General features: G+C 56.6%; 13 protein-coding genes. 6 read left to right on the top strand and 7 right to left on the bottom strand.

The features are described 5' to 3' along the window. The first annotated feature begins 193 nt into the window (after positions 1-193). The 3 genes from ccrA to P8T57_RS06390 all read left to right on the top strand — a co-directional run bounded on the left by ccrA (position 194) and on the right by P8T57_RS06390 (position 5,629). Positions 194-1,474, top strand: coding sequence for a crotonyl-CoA carboxylase/reductase (ccrA, locus tag P8T57_RS06380; protein ID WP_007092360.1), 1,281 nt, complete (start codon positions 194-196; stop codon positions 1,472-1,474). A gap of 153 nt (positions 1,475-1,627) precedes the next feature. Further along, positions 1,628-3,295 carry an acyl-CoA dehydrogenase family protein gene (locus P8T57_RS06385; RefSeq protein ID WP_341364931.1) on the top strand — a complete coding sequence of 556 codons (1,668 nt, stop codon included), beginning with the start codon at positions 1,628-1,630 and terminating at the stop codon, positions 3,293-3,295. Positions 3,296-3,529: 234 nt separating this feature from the next. Next, positions 3,530-5,629: a methyl-accepting chemotaxis protein gene (locus P8T57_RS06390; protein ID WP_341364932.1), complete on the top strand. Its 2,100-nt coding sequence runs from the start codon at positions 3,530-3,532 to the stop codon at positions 5,627-5,629. Positions 5,630-5,705: 76 nt separating this feature from the next. Here P8T57_RS06390 and P8T57_RS06395 read toward each other — a convergent pair whose 3' ends face one another. From P8T57_RS06395 to P8T57_RS06425, 7 genes are all read right to left on the bottom strand, one after another. Continuing rightward, positions 5,706-7,049: a ferric reductase-like transmembrane domain-containing protein gene (locus P8T57_RS06395; RefSeq protein ID WP_341364933.1), complete on the bottom strand. Its 1,344-nt coding sequence runs from the start codon at positions 7,047-7,049 to the stop codon at positions 5,706-5,708. Between the two features lie 183 nt (positions 7,050-7,232). Continuing rightward, a complete protein-coding gene (locus P8T57_RS06400) occupies positions 7,233-8,414 on the bottom strand; it encodes an adenosylhomocysteinase (RefSeq protein ID WP_341364934.1) in 1,182 nt (393 codons plus the stop codon). 140 nt (positions 8,415-8,554) lie between these two features. Further along, positions 8,555-9,259: a glutathione S-transferase N-terminal domain-containing protein gene (locus P8T57_RS06405; protein ID WP_341364935.1), complete on the bottom strand. Its 705-nt coding sequence runs from the start codon at positions 9,257-9,259 to the stop codon at positions 8,555-8,557. Between the two features lie 253 nt (positions 9,260-9,512). After that, positions 9,513-9,953 (bottom strand): cyanase, encoded by a 441-nt coding sequence (gene cynS / locus P8T57_RS06410; protein ID WP_341364936.1) that lies wholly within the window; start codon positions 9,951-9,953, stop codon positions 9,513-9,515. A 36-nt stretch (positions 9,954-9,989) separates the two neighbouring features. Further along, on the bottom strand, positions 9,990-10,919 hold the full coding sequence (locus P8T57_RS06415; RefSeq protein WP_341364937.1) for an ABC transporter ATP-binding protein: 930 nt from the start codon (positions 10,917-10,919) through the stop codon (positions 9,990-9,992). Between the two features lie 11 nt (positions 10,920-10,930). Continuing rightward, entirely contained in the window at positions 10,931-11,761 is an 831-nt protein-coding gene (gene ntrB, locus P8T57_RS06420) for a nitrate ABC transporter permease (protein WP_007092352.1), read from the bottom strand. 1 nt (position 11,762) lies between these two features. After that, the gene (locus P8T57_RS06425) at positions 11,763-13,232 is read right to left on the bottom strand and encodes a CmpA/NrtA family ABC transporter substrate-binding protein (protein WP_063092069.1); all 1,470 of its coding nucleotides are present in this window, start codon (positions 13,230-13,232) and stop codon (positions 11,763-11,765) included. Positions 13,233-13,444: 212 nt separating this feature from the next. Here P8T57_RS06425 and P8T57_RS06430 point away from each other — a divergent pair, with 212 nt between their 5' ends. The 3 genes from P8T57_RS06430 to P8T57_RS06440 all read left to right on the top strand — a co-directional run bounded on the left by P8T57_RS06430 (position 13,445) and on the right by P8T57_RS06440 (position 16,337). Continuing rightward, positions 13,445-15,388: a sigma 54-interacting transcriptional regulator gene (locus P8T57_RS06430; protein ID WP_341364938.1), complete on the top strand. Its 1,944-nt coding sequence runs from the start codon at positions 13,445-13,447 to the stop codon at positions 15,386-15,388. A gap of 127 nt (positions 15,389-15,515) precedes the next feature. Next, the gene (locus P8T57_RS06435; protein ID WP_007092349.1) at positions 15,516-15,710 is read left to right on the top strand and encodes a twin transmembrane helix small protein; all 195 of its coding nucleotides are present in this window, start codon (positions 15,516-15,518) and stop codon (positions 15,708-15,710) included. Positions 15,711-15,764: 54 nt separating this feature from the next. Beyond that, positions 15,765-16,337: a cob(I)yrinic acid a,c-diamide adenosyltransferase gene (locus tag P8T57_RS06440; protein WP_341364939.1), complete on the top strand. Its 573-nt coding sequence runs from the start codon at positions 15,765-15,767 to the stop codon at positions 16,335-16,337. Positions 16,338-16,540 lie beyond the last annotated feature (203 nt).

Genomic DNA, 16,540 nt, shown 5'->3' on the forward strand with positions numbered 1-16,540 from the left:
CGCGATAAAAGCAAAAACTAAGAAAGCATTCGGGGAACCCGGCTACAACCCAAGGGAAACCGGTGCATTTCAGGGAAAATATCACAAGTTCCGTGGCTTGGAGGATTCGTCGACCGCAGCGCAACACAAGGTAATTTTATTACCAGCCATTTACAGCGCATCCCGGATCGACCCCGAACAAGGAGTGAAGGCCATGAATACGACTGCTGAAGTTCTGCCGTTCCGTGGTGGTCATGAAGAAAAAGACCTGTATGAAATCGGCGAAATCCCGCCGCTGGGTCATGTGCCGAAAAATATGTATGGCTGGGCCATTCGCCGTGAACGTCACGGCGAACCCGATACCGCCATGCAATGCGAAGTCCTGCCCGTCATCCAGCCCGACAGCCACGAGGTCCTCGTCCTCGTGATGGCGGCAGGTGTGAACTATAACGGTGTGTGGGCGTCGCTTGGCAAACCGATCTCGGTCTTTGACGTGCATGACCTGCCCTATCACATCGCGGGATCGGATGCGTCGGGCATTGTCTGGGCGGTTGGGTCAAAGGTCACGCGTTGGAAAGTCGGTGACGAGGTCGTCATTCACTGCAATCAGGATGACGGCGATGACGAGGAATGCAACGGCGGTGACCCGATGCTCTCGCCCACCCAGCGCATCTGGGGCTATGAAACACCGGACGGATCATTCGCCCAGTTCACCTGCGTGCAGGCCCAGCAGCTCATGCCACGGCCCAAACACCTGACATGGGAAGAAAGTGCGTGTTACACGCTGACCCTTGCCACCGCATACCGCATGCTGTTTGGCCATCGCCCGCATATCCTGCGCCCCGGTCACAATGTTCTGGTCTGGGGGGCGTCGGGTGGCCTTGGATCGATGGCGATCCAGCTGATCACCACGGCGGGTGCCAATGCGATTGGCGTGATTTCCGATGAAAGCAAACGCGATTTCGTGCTGGGCCTTGGGGCCAAGGCCGTGATCAATCGCAAGGATTTCAATTGCTGGGGCCAGCTGCCAACCGTGAATGGCCCGGAATTTGGCGACTATATGAAAGAAGTCCGCAAATTCGGCAAGGCGATCTGGGACATCACCGGCAAGGGCAATGATGTCGATATCGTCTTTGAACATCCGGGCGAACAGACCTTCCCCGTATCGTGCAATGTGGTCAAACGCGGCGGCATGGTCGTGTTCTGTGCCGGAACGACGGGCTTTAACCTGACCTTCGATGCGCGTTTTGTCTGGATGCGCCAGAAACGCATTCAGGGCAGCCACTTTGCCAACCTGAAACAGGCCGCCCAGGCCAACAAGCTGGTGATTGAACGCCGCATTGATCCCAGCATGTCCGAAGTGTTTGGCTGGGACGATATTCCGCGTGCGCATATGAAAATGATGCGCAACGAACACAAGCCCGGAAACATGGCCGTTCTGGTTCAGGCCAAACGCCCGGGCATGCGCACCCTTGAAGAAGCAGTCGACGCCTAACCCACATAAAGCGTCGGCTGACCGTTGGTGGCCCTGATGCGTTCTCGCCCGATCCGCATCGGGGCTGCCACTTTTCAATCCTTGCCGAACCGGCAGGACAACAATGATAGTCTGCTTCATGCACCAGATGGACCGAACCCGAGGACCAGACCGATGACCGATAATGCCCTGCTGCCCGAACTGACCCGGCTTTGCGATGATGCGCTGGCGGCCCTTGCCCCGGTGCATCACGCCGCCGAAACCGCCATGCGCGAAGACGTGACGGTGGATGGCAAAATCGATGCCAGCGCACTGGATGAAAACCAGTATGCCGCCCATGGCTTTGCATGGTTTTCCACCTATGTCACCGCACTTAAGCAGATGAAGGCATGGGCTGATCGGCTTGAAACGCAGGGCAAATTCGGAACACTTGAACAATTGATCCTTCAGGCGGCCTTTGGCGAATATCTGGCGCAAATTCAGGGCGGTATCGCGATGTCGCAGGGCGAGTTCATCCGCCTTTCAACCCTTGGCGTTCCGGGCGATGTGATAGCAGCCCTTGGCGACAGCCGTGCGGTCACGACCCTGTCAGGCATGGGCAACAGCGACGCCACCCGGCGCGCCATTGCCGATCAGATCAAGGACAGCCTTGATACCGGCCGATTTGGCGAAACCGGGCTTGAAGACGAAACCCTTGATATGGTCCGCGATCAGTTCCGGCGCTTTGTCGATGAAAAGGTCAGCCCGCACGCCCATGGCTGGCACGAACGCGACGAACTGATCCCGATTGAAATTGTCAACGAGATGTCCAAACTGGGCGTTTTCGGCCTGACCATCCCCGAAGAATACGGCGGGCTTGGCATGGGTAAAACCGCGATGTGCGTCGTGACCGAGGAACTCTCGCGCGGCTATATCGGGGTCGGATCGCTTGGCACCCGGTCCGAAATTGCCGCCGAACTGATCCGCCTTGGCGGAACGGATGCGCAAAAGCAACATTACCTGCCCAAACTGGCATCGGGTGAAATCCTGCCAACCGCGGTCTTCACCGAACCCAATAACGGATCGGATCTGGCGCATCTGCGCACGCGCGCGACCAAGGATGGCGATACCTATAAGGTCACCGGCAACAAAACATGGATCACCCACGCGGCGCGTTCCGACCTGATGACGCTTCTGGCGCGCACCAACCCCGATGAAACCGGATATCGCGGGCTATCCATGCTGCTTGCCGAAAAGCCGCGTGGCACGGAAACTGATCCGTTCCCGGCCAAGGGCATGAGCGGCGGCGAGATCGAGGTGCTTGGCTATCGCGGCATGAAGGAATACGAGCTGTCCTTTGACGGCTTCGAAGTCCCCGCCGAAAACCTTCTGGGCGGCGATGAGGGCCAGGGCTTCAAGCAATTGATGGCGACCTTTGAATCGGCGCGCATCCAGACGGCTGCGCGTGCCGTTGGCGTCGCCCAGAACGCGCTTGAAATCGGCATGCGCTACGCACAGGACCGCATCCAGTTTTCCAATCCGCTTTACAGCTTCCCGCGGGTTTACGGCAAAATCGCCTGGATGGTGGTTGAAACCATGATCGCGCGCCAACTGACCTATTTTTCCGCCATCGAGAAAGATCAGGATATCCGCTGCGATATCGAAGCCGGCATGGCAAAGCTTCTGGGCGCGCGCGTTGCGTGGTCAAATGCCGATAACGCGCTTCAGATCCATGGCGGCAATGGCTACGCGCTTGAATACCAGATCAGCCGGGTTCTGTGCGATGCCCGCATCCTCAACATCTTCGAAGGGGCGGCCGAAATTCAGGCGCATGTGGTAACCCGCGGTCTTCTGGGCCGATAGCCAACGATTGGTCCCTGATGTCGTCTCTCTCCAGCGAACCGTGGCCCCGGTGAAAAACCTGGGTAAACTTGGCCCGTCACCCTTGACGGGCCTCTTTCTTGTGTCAACCTAAAGTATGATATCTCTATACCTACCTTGCGGTGGTAACATCACCCCAATCAGCAGGTAAAAAATCGAAAAAATCGAAGCCTGCGCGGCCTGATGTGCCGATGGGGAAACAGGGAGAGACGTTTCATGAATCACGCGTCTGCATCACCGGAAAATGCAATTTTCACGCGTGCACATGCTGCGCGTGAAATCTTTGACAAACATGCCGACAAGCTCGCCGAAAGCCTTCTGGCAGAGCTGTTTGGCACAGGCCAAAGCAGCCGCAATCCGCACGATCCGAAGGCCCATGTCAGCGAACTGGCCAAACGCCTGCGCACCTTGATGGCAGCCAATAGCGGATCGGATTTCGATGCCTGCTTTGCCGATCACATTCTGGCCGATGCCATTGCCGGCATCCCCGCCAGCCGCATCGTCCAAGCCTACCACAACACAATCGAAAATTTCGCCAAACTGGCGGCAACCGAGGGGCGCGGCCGACGCGATCCCGGCGTTCTCGATGCCTGCCGTTCGATGCTGATGGGCGATATGGCCTGCCTGATGGCCAAGGCCGAACGCCACGCGGCACAGGCAAGGTCGGCATCGGAAATCCAGTCGATGTCGGAAATCATCGAACGCGAAACCGATAACATCATCGCCGAAGTCGGGTTTCAGGCCGGGCGCACCAATGACGTCGCGCAAACCATGGCGTCCGATGCGCATGATCTGTCGGAACTGGTTGAACGGATCACGTCAACCACCGCCATTGCCAGCAACAATGTTTCCACCGTCGCCTCCGCGACCGAGGAATTGCAGGCATCGAGCGAGGAAATCGCCGACCGCATCCACAAAACCAACGACATCGCCAGTCAGGCCGTGACCCGCGCACAGGAAACATCGGTCACGATGAACAGCCTGTCAGACACCGCAAGCGAGATCGGCAAGGTTGTCGATATCGTCAAACGCATTTCCGATCAGACCAAGATGCTGGCGCTGAACGCCACCATCGAAGCCGCCCGCGCGGGCGATGCTGGCAAGGGCTTTGCGGTTGTGGCAAACGAGGTCAAGAACCTCGCATCCCAAACCGAAAAAGCCATTTCCGACATCAACGCTCAGATCACCGCCATTCAGGACGCAACCTCCGACGCCGTTGGCGCGATTGAGGGCATCGGCGGCGCGATTGACGAAGTCAGCCAGCTGTCATCGGATATCGCATCATCGGTTCAGCAACAGACCGCCGCCATCAGCGAGATTTCAACCAGCGCGCAGGAAGTTTCCACCCACATGCAGGGCATTTCCAGCGACATCGCACTGGCCAGCGAAAGATCGCACAATGCCAGCAAGACATCGGAAAACCTGCGTATTCTTTCTTCGAATATCCGCAAGGATATCAACGAAATGGAAAACCGGTTCCGCGTTGTTCTGCGCACCAGTGACAGCAGCAACCGCCGCAATCAGGAACGCGTCCCGATTGCCGTTGATATCGAAATGGATTTCGGCAATGGCGACAAACGCAAGGGCGTTTCCGCCGATATGTCGGTTGCCGGTCTTCTGGCGCGCATCAAGGCCAGCGATCAGGACAATGGCAAACCGGTTTCGATCCTGCTTGATGGCACCACACGTTTGCATGGCATTTTAAAAGCGGTTTCAGGTCTGGGATCGCATGTCCAATTCACCGAACTGGACGAAGACGCCAACCGCACGATCATGGGGCTTTTGCAAAAAACCCGCGATCACGACAACAAGATCTCCGAACTGGGTGCCCCCTTGGCGGCCCAACTGGCAAAGGTTCTGGAAAACGGCATCCGCAGCGGCGAGATCCGCAAAGATGATCTGTTCCGTCCCCGCTACGAACCGATCGAGGGCTCTGATCCGATACAGTTCATGACGCCCTATATCCCCTATACCGACCGGCATTTCACCCCCTTGCAGGAAGAAATCCTGCAAAAGGACAAACATATCGTCTTTGCCGCCGGGGTCGATATCAACGGCTTCCTGCCGACCCATAACAAGGTTTACAGCCAGCCACAACGCCCCGGTGAACCGGCATGGAACATGGGCAATTGCCGCAACCGCCGTATCTTTGACGACCGGGCGGGCCTGATGGCGGCCCGCAACACCAAACCCAAACTGTTGCAGACCTATTTCCGCGACATGGGATCGGAAGTCGTGTTCATGAAGGAATGCGACATCCCGATTGTCGTGAATGGCGAACAATGGGGCAATCTGCGCATCGGATATCGCGCCTGATCAGATCGGGCTGCCCGCCAGATCGCAGATTGAAAAAAGGGGCAGATCACAAGACCTGCCCCTTTCGCATTTTGACCTAGCGAAATTCAAACAGTTCGGTATGGAATGATTTGGCAGGCAACCCCTCACGGACCAGATCGCGTTTCAGGGCTGCGGCAAAGGGCTGTGGCCCGCAGAACCAGAAACTGGCGGCATGCCAGTCGGGGATATCGGCCCGAACCCGCTCCGCTTTCAAAAGGCCATCCTCATCATCACGCCAGACATGCAGGGTAACCCCGGCCTTGTGCGCCAGTTGCCTGATACGGTCCATCAGGGTCGCATCCTCGCTCGGGGCGACCTGATAGAAATCGATCTTCTGTTCGCCCGCAGCCGGTTTCAGCGCGAGTTCTTCAAGTTTTGCAAGGAACGGGGTCAAACCGATACCACCAGCAATCCAGACCTGACGATCATTGCCCTGCCCAAAGGTGAACCGGCCATAGGGCCCTTCAAGCCGGACGTCACCCCCGACGCGCAAATTGTCTGGCAGTGTTTGCGTATAATCGCCCAGTGCCTTCACCAGCAGGGTGATCTGCGGGAATTCCGGGTTCCAGTTCGAGGAAATCGTAAAGGGATGCGGGCGTTCGTCATCCCCAAAGGCAACGCAGGCAAACTGCCCTGCCTTGTGCCCCTGCCAGCCCGCCTCGGGCATGATGGTGATCTGCACGGTATCGATATCATGCAGACGCACGATATTGACGATCTTTCCGGCGACCTGCCGGTTACGGCCGACCCGCCCGGCAAGGACAATACATGCCGATATCGTGCCCGCGATCAGAAGCACAGCCGTCACAATGCCAATCGGGCTGATCCAGTTGCCAAATTCAAACAGGAACATCGCATGCACCACCAGCACCAGATACGCCGCAGCGATAAAGGTGTGTGTTTTGGCAAACCAGCGATAGGGAAACCATTTGATCAGCGCAATAATCATCAGGGCCGCGGCAACATAGAACGCCCATTCGCCAATCCCCTCGGCAAAGCCGCGCTGACCGGCAAAGAAGCCCTGTAACTGGGAAAATCCGGTCTGATCCCCATGCGACCTGCGCCGATCGCCTTCAATCAGGCCAAGGGCCGATGCCCATTTCGGGCCATTCGACCAAAGCCAGTGGATCACGGATGTCACCAGAACCGTAATGCCAAGCCATTTATGCAACCGATAGGTTTTATCCAAGCCGCCGGTATAATCTTCAAGCCATACCGGACGTGTCGCCAGGATCATGATCAGGCTCATGATAGCAATCGACAGGGTGCCGAAATACTGGACCATGAAATTTCGAAGCTGAATGAATTCGGCAACCTCGAACAGGCCCGGATTGGCCGCCAGCCAAAGCAGCGTAATCACAGAAAGAAAACCGGCATAAATGAAGGATATGTTTTTCATGATCGTGGTCCCGAATGTCACCCCGCAGCCGGGAACACCCCGACATCGGAATGAACTAACCAGAAAAACTTCACCATATTATGCCAGATGGGGCATTAACTTGTATCAAACCGTATCAAAATACCGATTCTGATACAAAAGGCGGGAAATCGATATCCCCGCCCTGTTGCATCTTCCGCCCTATCAGCTGTGCGAATGCAAAACCGCCTCGGCAATTTCGCGTTCGACATCGGCCGGGTAATCATAGAATCCCGGCTTGAACGACGATGCACCACCCGATGCCAGCCAGTCGATCCCGCGGATCAGAATGGCGGAAAACGGATCAAACAGATCCTTGCCCGATCCCCCCATGCCCGGCGCGAGGTTAAGCAGGCTACCACGGTTCAGAAGGTAAACTTCCTTGCCATCATCAAGCGTGAAACGCTCGATATAGCGGCGCATGCGGGTGCGTTCCTGCGTATCAAGCCATTTGACGTCAATTTCGGTATTGGAATGCCCGACATTGATCAGAATGGCACCGCGACGCGCCAGCTTGATCTGATCCGCGCCAAGGATGCCGGAAAAACCCGTCGCGGTAACAACAATCGCACACTCCCGAAGCCCGTCTTCAAGGCCAACAACCCGGCAACCGTGATGCTGGGCCTCAAGCGCACGAACCGGATCGCGTTCGGCGACGCAAACCACTGCACCCAGATTACGCGCCCGTTCGGCAACGCCGCGCCCGACCGGGCCAAAACCGATCACCAGAACCGAACGCCCATAAAGCGCCAGACCGGTGACATTGGAAAAGACCGGCCACATTTCCTGTGCCACGTGATGGCGGTTATGCAGGCGATCCTTGATCGCGATATCGTTCCAGTTAAAGACCGGGAAGGTGAAATCAAGCTTTTCAACGCGGTGAACGCCGGTCGTGGTCGCTTCAAGCGCGCCATCAACCTTATGGCCCTTTTTCACGAACGCCTCGATCAGCTCCCCACCCATATCGGCCACGATATCGGCCGGGCTGTCTGACAGGATATCGATGCTTTTGGCATATTCATCGGGCGTCATGCCGGAAAAGGCATGGACCTCGACCCCGTTCGCCGCCAGATAGGCCGCGGCAACATCATCGGTGCTATCGGGGTTGCACGCCCCCACCTTGACCGTGGCCCCCGCTTTGACAAACGGCAGCAGGGTCGGAATGGTGTCTTCAAGAACGTGCTGGAAACTGACGATGGTTTTGTCACGCAGGTCGCGTTTGGCAACGTAATTGCCGTATTTGGCGGTCACCGGGCAGATCACCTCGCGCCAGGCAAGGGTTTCATCGGTGATATTGGCGGCAAGTGCCGGATCCTTGATACGGCTGGTGGTCTGGGCGGTGCTCATGGGTGGGCTCGCTTGAAACGTGGGACGAATACTGGATTACCCCCATGTGTTAATCCCAGCCCGGCCGGATGAAAAGCATTTCTGACCGGCTGGTCAGATTTTTCATCCGGCGGGCCAATTGATTACACAACCCCGGCAAACTAAGGACGCGCCGGAATTTCCAGACCGCGCTTTACCGCCGGTCGCGCAAGCCCGCGTTCAAGCCATGCCGGAACATTTTTCAGGCTGTCATAATCCACCAGTGCCCCGGCATCATAGAAACCGATCAGGTTGCGCACCCAGCCAAGGGTCGCGATATCGGCAATGGTATATTCATCACCCATGATCCAGTCACGCCCGGCAAGACGGGTTTCGAGAACACCCAGCAAACGTTTGGATTCCCCAACATACCGATCCCGCGGGCGTTTATCCTCGTACTCGCGCCCGGCAAATTTGTGGAAAAAGCCAAGCTGACCAAATATCGGGCCAATCGCCGCCATCTGGAAAAACACCCACTGGATGGCTTCGATCCGGGCAATCGGATCAGACGACAGGAATTTTCCGGTTTTCTCCGCCAGATACAAAAGAATTGCGCCCGATTCAAACAGGCCAACCGGTTTTCCATCCGGGCCGCTCGGGTCAATGATGGCCGGGATTTTGCCATTCGGGTTCAGCGACAGGAATTCCGGTGTCCAGGTTTCGTCCTTGCCGATATCAATGAAATGCGGCTCGTAATCGATACCGGTTTCTTCCAGCATGATCGAAACCTTGACCCCGTTTGGCGTCGGCAGGGAATAAAGCTGCAGGATATCGGGGTCCTTGGCGGGCCAGCGTTTGGTGATGTCAAATGCAGACAGATCAGCCATCTGAATATTATCCTTCCTGATGAGGGTCATGGCGGTTGATGGGATCGCACATTGCGCCAGATCATCAACCCTTATCCAATGTGATGTCCCCAAGATGCAGGATAAGACGGCCTTCCCGCCAGCGCGAATTTGGCAATTGACTGTTTCCCGCCCTGTTTCAGTCCTACGGCAACAACAGATCAGGCCAACCCGCTGATGCAGATTGGCCTGACTGGACTGCGACATGCGGATCAATATTCATCCGCTGCCGATATTACCAGGCGCGATACGGCAGGAATTTACCATCAAGGGTCACAACAACACGGTCGCCCTTCGGATCGGCCTTGCGTTCGATATACATCTCGTAATCAATCGCACTCATGATGCCGTCGCCAAACTTCTCATGGATGATTTCCTTGATCGTTTCGCCGTAAACGCCCATGATTTCATAAATGCGGTAAACAGCCGGATCGGTCGGCACGGCCTGTTCCCAGATTTTCATCGGGCATTCCTGCAACACGGCGGATGCCTCCGCCGGAAGCTCCAGCAGGGCCACCAGCATATCGGCCTTTTCCTTGGGCGCGGAATTCATGCCAAGGCAGACCGAGGTGGTCCAGACCGGGGACATGCCGATCTTGCTGGCGATTTCTTCCCAGCCAAGGCTCTTGGCTTTTTTGGACGTAATGATCAGTTCTTTCACATCTGCTTTTTTCACAGCTTTTCTCCACTTCACTGTCTGTGTCGTTACGGATTAGTCGGCACCATTCACCACCCGCGCACGCGCAGGTGTTTCCCCGGCACCTTTGTTGGATGTATTGGCAACCTGCCCGTTCACGCCAAAACGGATGACGTTTGGCTCGGAAACGCCATCTTCGTCGCGTTTTCCGGCCAGTTCGCGGGATCGCTTGGCAAGGAATTCGACCAGATGGTTGCGAATGTCGTAATAGTCGGGATGATGGATGATATCGGCGCGAACGCGCGGGCGTTCGATATCGACCTGTACCGATTCCGCGACCCTGGCATAGGGGCCGTTGGTCATCAGAAGGATACGGTCGGCAAGAAGGATCGCCTCGTCGACATCATGGGTGATCATGAAAACGGTCTGATCCGACCCGGCCCAGATACGGATCAATTCATCCTGAATGCTGCCACGTGTCAGGGCATCAAGCGCGCCAAACGGCTCATCCAGCAACAACAGTTCCGGCTGAATGGCAAAGGCCCGCGCAATCGAAACGCGCTGCCGCATACCACCTGATAATTGCGATGGTTTGCGAAGCTCCGCCCCGCCGGTCAGCCCCACCATTTCCAGATATTTGATCGAATGATCATGGACCTGTTTTTTGGTCCAGTTGCGATGGCGCGCCTGCACGGCAAAGGTCACGTTTTTAAGCGCGGATAACCACGGCAACAGGGAATAGTTCTGAAACACGATACCGCGATCAAGACTTGGCCCCGATACTTCCTTGCCATTCATGATCACCGCCCCGTCGGTCGGCTCGTCCAGCCCGGCAAGGATATTCAGGATCGTCGATTTGCCGCAGCCCGAATGACCGATGATGCAGACAAATTCGCCCTTTTCGATCCCCAGATTGACGTTCTCAAACACGGTTAACGGATCGGAGCCCTTGGGGCCGGGAAACCGTTTGCTTAGTCCCTGTACGCTCAGGAAGGGTGTTGGCATGGTGCTTTTCCTTATTCCTGGTACTGCACAAGGCGGGCGCAATAGGCGAACGCCGTATCAAGAAGCATCCCGACAAGGCCGATCATCAGGATCGAAAAGATCACACTGGTCAGATCCAGATTGTTCCATTCGTTCCAGACGTAATAGCCAATGCCGGTACCCCCCACGAGCATCTCGGCGGCCACAATCACCAGCCACGCAATCCCGATGGAAATCCGCATCCCCGTCAGGATGGTCGGTGCCGCCGCCGGAAGGATGACGATCCACGCGGTTTTAAGCGTACCAAGTTCATGGGTGCGCGCGACATTGACCCAATCCTTGCGCACACCGGCAACGCCAAAGGCCGTATTGATCAGCATCGGCCAGATCGAACAGATAAAGATCACAAAGATCGCCGATGCCTGACTGTCCTGAATGACAAACAGCGCAAGCGGCATCCACGCCAGCGGCGAAATCGGGCGAAGGATCTGGATGAACGGATCAAGCGCGCGATACATCAATGGCGACATGCCAATCAGGAACCCGGCCGGAATGGCAATTGCGGCGGCCAGAAAATAGCCCGACAGCACGCGATAAAGCGAATAACCGATCTGGATGCCAATCCCCTTGTCGTTGGGACCGGCATCATAGAAAGGGTTGGAAAGTTCTTCCCACGCCTTGACGAATACCGCAGATGGCGGCGGCACGGCGGCCTTTGGCTCCGCCCCGCCCATCAGGATTTCATATTCTGTCAGTTCACTGCCCAGTTTCTGCTGGGGGCTGGCGGCCTCCCATATTCCAAGAAGAACCGCCAGCAAAACAGCAGACAACAGCAGCGCCCTGGCATTCAGGGATGCGATCATATCAGCTTACCCCTTTACCAATCGGGAAGCTGTTGACATAGGCCTCGGGCTGATCAGGATCGAACACTTTGCCCATGATCGTGTATTTCTGATAGGTGCTGTCTGGCGCTTCGTAACCAAGGTCTTTCATGATCTTGGCACAGTCAGCCGCGACATAGACTTCTTCGGCGATTTTCTTGTAATCGACATCGCCGTCGATATAGCCCCAGCGCTTCATCTGCGTCAGAATCCACACCCCCATCGAATGCCATGGGAACGGATCGAAATCGATGCGATCGGGCACATTTTTGACCTCGCCCAGACCATCGGCATAACGCCCGGTCAGGACCTGCTCGATCACCGGCACCGGCTGGTTCAGATAGTTGGTCGGCGCAATTGCGGCCGAGATTTCCTTGCGGTTTTCGGGCTTGGATGCGTATTGCGTCGCATCGACAATCGATTTCAAAAGCGCGCCATAGGTATTGGGCATTTCATCGGCAAATGCCTTGGAACAGGCAAATGCGCAGCACGGATGACCTTCCCAGATATCCTTGGTCAGGGTGTGGATGAAACCGATTTTTTCCCAGACGGCACGCTGGTTGAACGGATCGGGCGACAGATAACCATCAAGATTACCGGCACGCAGGTTCGCGACCATTTCGGGCGGCGGAACGACACGGATCTGGATGTCTTTATCCGGATCAAGGCCATGTTCGGCGACGTAATAACGCAGCAGGAAGTTGTGCATCGAATATTCGAACGGCACACCGAACTTGAAGCCCTTCCACTGTTTCGGATCGCGTTTATCAAGGTGGTCGTTATGCAGGACAATCGCCTGCCCGTTGATGTTTTCAACTGCTGGCATCAGGAACGGGGTCGCGGTCGAACCGGCCCCCATGGTGATGGCAAGCGGCATCGGGGTTAGCATATGCGACGCGTCATATTCATTGTTCAATGACTTGTCACGTGCGACCGCCCAGCCCGCCGTCTTGATCACATCAACATCAAGACCGTATTTCTCATAAAAGCCCATCGGCTGGGCCATGATGATCGGTGTGGCGCAGGTGATCGGAACAAAACCGATATTCAGTTTGGTTTTTTCCGGCGTGCCCAGATCATCAAGGATCGCCGCCTTAACCTTATCAAGCGGCAGGACGGATGCCAGTGCCGCCATCATCGTGCCGCTACCAACCATTTTAGCAAAGGAACGACGCGAAATCTCGTTATGCCCGAAGACAGAGCGGACCACCGCACTTTCAATCGCGCGATCCAGCATTTCCTCGCTGCTGGCAAGCTTGCCAGATGCTGATGCCGCCCCATCCACAGCCATATCGCTATGGGCGGGCATCGATGCCAGATCGTATGTGTCTTCGTGATGGTCATGACCGGCATGGTGATGTTTGCCGGTTGCGCAAGCCTCGCAGCCGCACGATTTGCTATGCCGCAGATCGCTTTCGCCACTGAATGGATCGCCCAGACTTTTGATAGACATGTGGTCACCCCCTGTTTTGTTTACGTCGCCCATCAGGCGACACCGATATTCGGGGTGATAACAGCAACCGGCGTGCCAGATTTGTGCGGCGCGACAAACTCTAGGGAAAGACTGGACTTTGGCGCGAAACAGGCGCAATCTCAGGCAATACGAAATTTCGTAATTTACGATATTTCGTAACCATATTTACGAAATATCGTAGGCCGACCACGATGGATCAGATTGCAAACCCTCCACCCCCAACGGTTTCGTACGCCCTGTATCAACAGGCCCTTGCATCGCATATTCATCCGACTTTGCTGGTGCATCCGCAAAGTGATCGCATCATGTTTGCCAATCAGGCAGCGGCGCATTTGCTGGGCCGCAGCATTTCCGATCTGAAATCCACCGCCATGAGCAGCCTGCACAAGGGACAGGTGCCAAGCCTTGTGGTGTTCAGCCAGGCCGCCCTTTATCACGGTTTTGCCTGGACACGGGGCCTGAACCTGATGCATGCCGATGGCACCGAAATCCGGCTTGAACACGAAGCCCGCGCCCTGCATTGGGAGGGCGAGGATTATCTGATCATCATCCTGTGCGATCTCGATGCCCGCCACCGCCGCGATGTCGATTCCGAAGCCGATAATTACCTGCGCGAAGGCATTGCCGAATGGCGGCGCGCCGAACGTTTCTTCCGTGAAATCGAACGCGAAAACCAGTTGATACTGGGTGCGGCGGGCGAAGGCATTTACGGGGTCAACAGCGACGGCGTCACCACCTTTGTCAATCCCGCCGCCGAACGCATGCTGGGCTGGACGGCCGAGGAACTGGTGGGCAAGGAAATCCATTCGATCATCCACCATTCGCATGTCAATGGCGATCCCTACCACGCCGAACATTGCCCGATTTACAATGCGTTTCGCGAAGGCATCGTTCGGCGCGTTGACGACGAAGTCTTCTGGCGCAGCGACGGCAAACCGATCCGGGTTGAATATACCTCCACCCCGATCCGCGATCATGGGCTGGTGATCGGGGCGGTGATCGTGTTTCGCGATATCACCGAACGCAAGATTGCCGAGGAAAAGCTGCATGCGGCGCTTGCCGAAGTCGACCGCCTGCGCGAAAGGCTGGAACTTGAAAACGCCTATCTGCAGGAAGAAATCCTGTCGACCAACAACCACCACGAAATCATCGGCCAGTCCGAGGCGATCAACAGTGCACTTAAACAGATCGATCTGGTCGCCCCTACCGATGCCAACGTCCTGATCACCGGGGAATCGGGGACCGGCAAGGAACTGATCGCGCGCGCCATCCATCAGGCCAGCCATCGGCGCGACCGCGTTCTGGTGCGCGTAAACTGTGCCGCCATCCCCCATGAACTGTTCGAAAGCGAGTTTTTCGGCCATGTCCGCGGTGCCTTTACCGGCGCGGTGCGTGATCGCGTCGGGCGGTTTGAACTGGCCGATGGCGGGACGCTGTTTTTGGACGAGGTCGGTGAAATCCCGCTGGAGCTGCAGGGCAAGCTTTTGCGCGTTCTGCAGGATCAGAAATTCGAACGCATCGGCGAGGAACGCACCCGCGAGGTCAATGTCCGCCTGCTGGCCGCAACCAACCGCGATCTCAAGGAAGAAGTCCGGCTGGGCCGCTTCCGCGAAGACCTGTATTTCCGCCTCAATGTATTTCCCATCGAATGTCGGCCACTGCGCGAACGGCCCGACGATATCCCGCCATTGGCGACACATTTCCTGCGCAATATCTGCCAGCGGCTGAACATCCCGCAACTGACCCTGACCAACGGGCAGGTCCGAAGCCTGATGAAATATGACTGGCCGGGCAATGCGCGCGAACTTGAAAACATTATCGAACGCGCCGCCATTCTGGCCCGTGACGGCAAACTGAATTTTGACCTGCCCGAACCCAACCGCCGTGAAACCGACCATGGCAATGCCAACCCCACGCGTGATCAGGCAAGCCCCCAATCGGCAATCCTGACCGAAGATGACCGGCGCAAACGTGAATATGACAATATCATCCGCGCCCTTGAAACCACACGCGGCCGGATTTTTGGCCCCGATGGCGCGGCGGCCCTTTTGAATGTAAAGCCGACAACACTGGCATCGCGGATCAAAAAGCTTCGGATTGACCGGCGCGATTTCACGCCATCCGGCCAGCAATAGGAACCAGTCATCAGAAATCGCAAAGATTTTTCGATCTGCGACCTTGCCCCCGCCCGCAGTTTGACGCAGCATGTCGCCCCGCCCGGCACATTACCACCGCAAGGGCGGCACAAAGGAGTAGTCCGGTATGGCTGGATTTTTACAGATTGGCGTTCTGATCGCGATGGCCGCGGTCGCGGTTATTCTGGTTCTTGGCATCGTCACCATGGCGCGCGGCAAGGATGCCAGAAAATCCAACAAGCTGATGCAGCTTCGCGTACTGGTACAGGGGATTGCCCTTTTGCTGCTGGTCATACTGTCCTTCATGGCGCTTGGCAAATAAGCCCGCCGAAGGTCTAGCCTCAGAAAGTCACGTCTCAGAATAACGGAATTCAAGATGGTTCAACTGACCCGCATCTACACCAAATCCGGCGACAAGGGTAAAACCGCCCTTGGCAATGGCACCCGCGTTGCCAAAAACGATGTCCGCGTTGCGGCCTATGGCACGGTGGACGAAACCAATGCGGTGATCGGGGTCGCCCGCCTGCATGCGACCGGTGACGCTGATGCCATGCTGGCCCGCATCCAGAACGATCTTTTTGATCTTGGGGCTGATCTGTGTACGCCCGGTGACGGCAGTGACGATAACCCGGAACGCCCGGCCCTTCGCATTACGGCCACGCAAACCGAACGGCTGGAAAGCGAAATCGATGCGATCAATGCCGGTCTGGATCCGCTGACATCCTTTGTCCTGCCCGGCGGCAGCGCCCTTTCCGCCCAGCTTCATGTCGCGCGCACCGTATCGCGCCGCGCCGAACGGCTGATTGTCGAACTTGCGGGAATCGAGGCGATCAACCCCGAAGCGGTGCGCTACATCAACCGCCTGTCGGACCATATGTTCGTTCTGGCCCGTCATGCCAATAATGGCGGCAAGGACGATATCCTGTGGCAACCCGGCCTGACCCGCTAGGCAAATATTCGAATAAATCCCTGTCTTTTCGGGGGCTGGTTGCCTATCAATGCCGCCAGATACTTCAGAATTTCAGTAAAGAGGTTATCGTTAACGTTAACCTCTTTACGTAAATTGACAAGCCCCGTAGCACCCCCTATTGTGCATCGCGGGGAAAACAGTAACATCGGGCCCCGCTACGGACTGCCCCGGCAGAACGCAGC

Origin of the sequence: Thalassospira sp. SN3W, from assembly GCF_038070535.1 — a bacterium.
GTDB classification, from domain to species: Bacteria; Pseudomonadota; Alphaproteobacteria; order Rhodospirillales; family Thalassospiraceae; genus Thalassospira; species Thalassospira xiamenensis.

Excerpts from the sequence above, each read along its gene's own strand:
- ccrA (WP_007092360.1), top strand. The coding sequence starts at position 194 with ATGAATACGACTGCTGAAGTTCTGCCGTTCCGTGGTGGTCATGAAGAA.
- P8T57_RS06385 (WP_341364931.1), top strand. The coding sequence starts at position 1,628 with ATGACCGATAATGCCCTGCTGCCCGAACTGACCCGGCTTTGCGATGAT.
- P8T57_RS06390 (WP_341364932.1), top strand. The coding sequence starts at position 3,530 with ATGAATCACGCGTCTGCATCACCGGAAAATGCAATTTTCACGCGTGCA.
- P8T57_RS06395 (WP_341364933.1), bottom strand. The coding sequence starts at position 7,049 with ATGAAAAACATATCCTTCATTTATGCCGGTTTTCTTTCTGTGATTACG.
- P8T57_RS06400 (WP_341364934.1), bottom strand. The coding sequence starts at position 8,414 with ATGAGCACCGCCCAGACCACCAGCCGTATCAAGGATCCGGCACTTGCC.
- P8T57_RS06405 (WP_341364935.1), bottom strand. The coding sequence starts at position 9,259 with ATGGCTGATCTGTCTGCATTTGACATCACCAAACGCTGGCCCGCCAAG.
- P8T57_RS06415 (WP_341364937.1), bottom strand. The coding sequence starts at position 10,919 with ATGCCAACACCCTTCCTGAGCGTACAGGGACTAAGCAAACGGTTTCCC.
- ntrB (WP_007092352.1), bottom strand. The coding sequence starts at position 11,761 with ATGATCGCATCCCTGAATGCCAGGGCGCTGCTGTTGTCTGCTGTTTTG.
- P8T57_RS06425 (WP_063092069.1), bottom strand. The coding sequence starts at position 13,232 with ATGTCTATCAAAAGTCTGGGCGATCCATTCAGTGGCGAAAGCGATCTG.
- P8T57_RS06430 (WP_341364938.1), top strand. The coding sequence starts at position 13,445 with ATGGATCAGATTGCAAACCCTCCACCCCCAACGGTTTCGTACGCCCTG.
- P8T57_RS06435 (WP_007092349.1), top strand. The coding sequence starts at position 15,516 with ATGGCTGGATTTTTACAGATTGGCGTTCTGATCGCGATGGCCGCGGTC.
- P8T57_RS06440 (WP_341364939.1), top strand. The coding sequence starts at position 15,765 with ATGGTTCAACTGACCCGCATCTACACCAAATCCGGCGACAAGGGTAAA.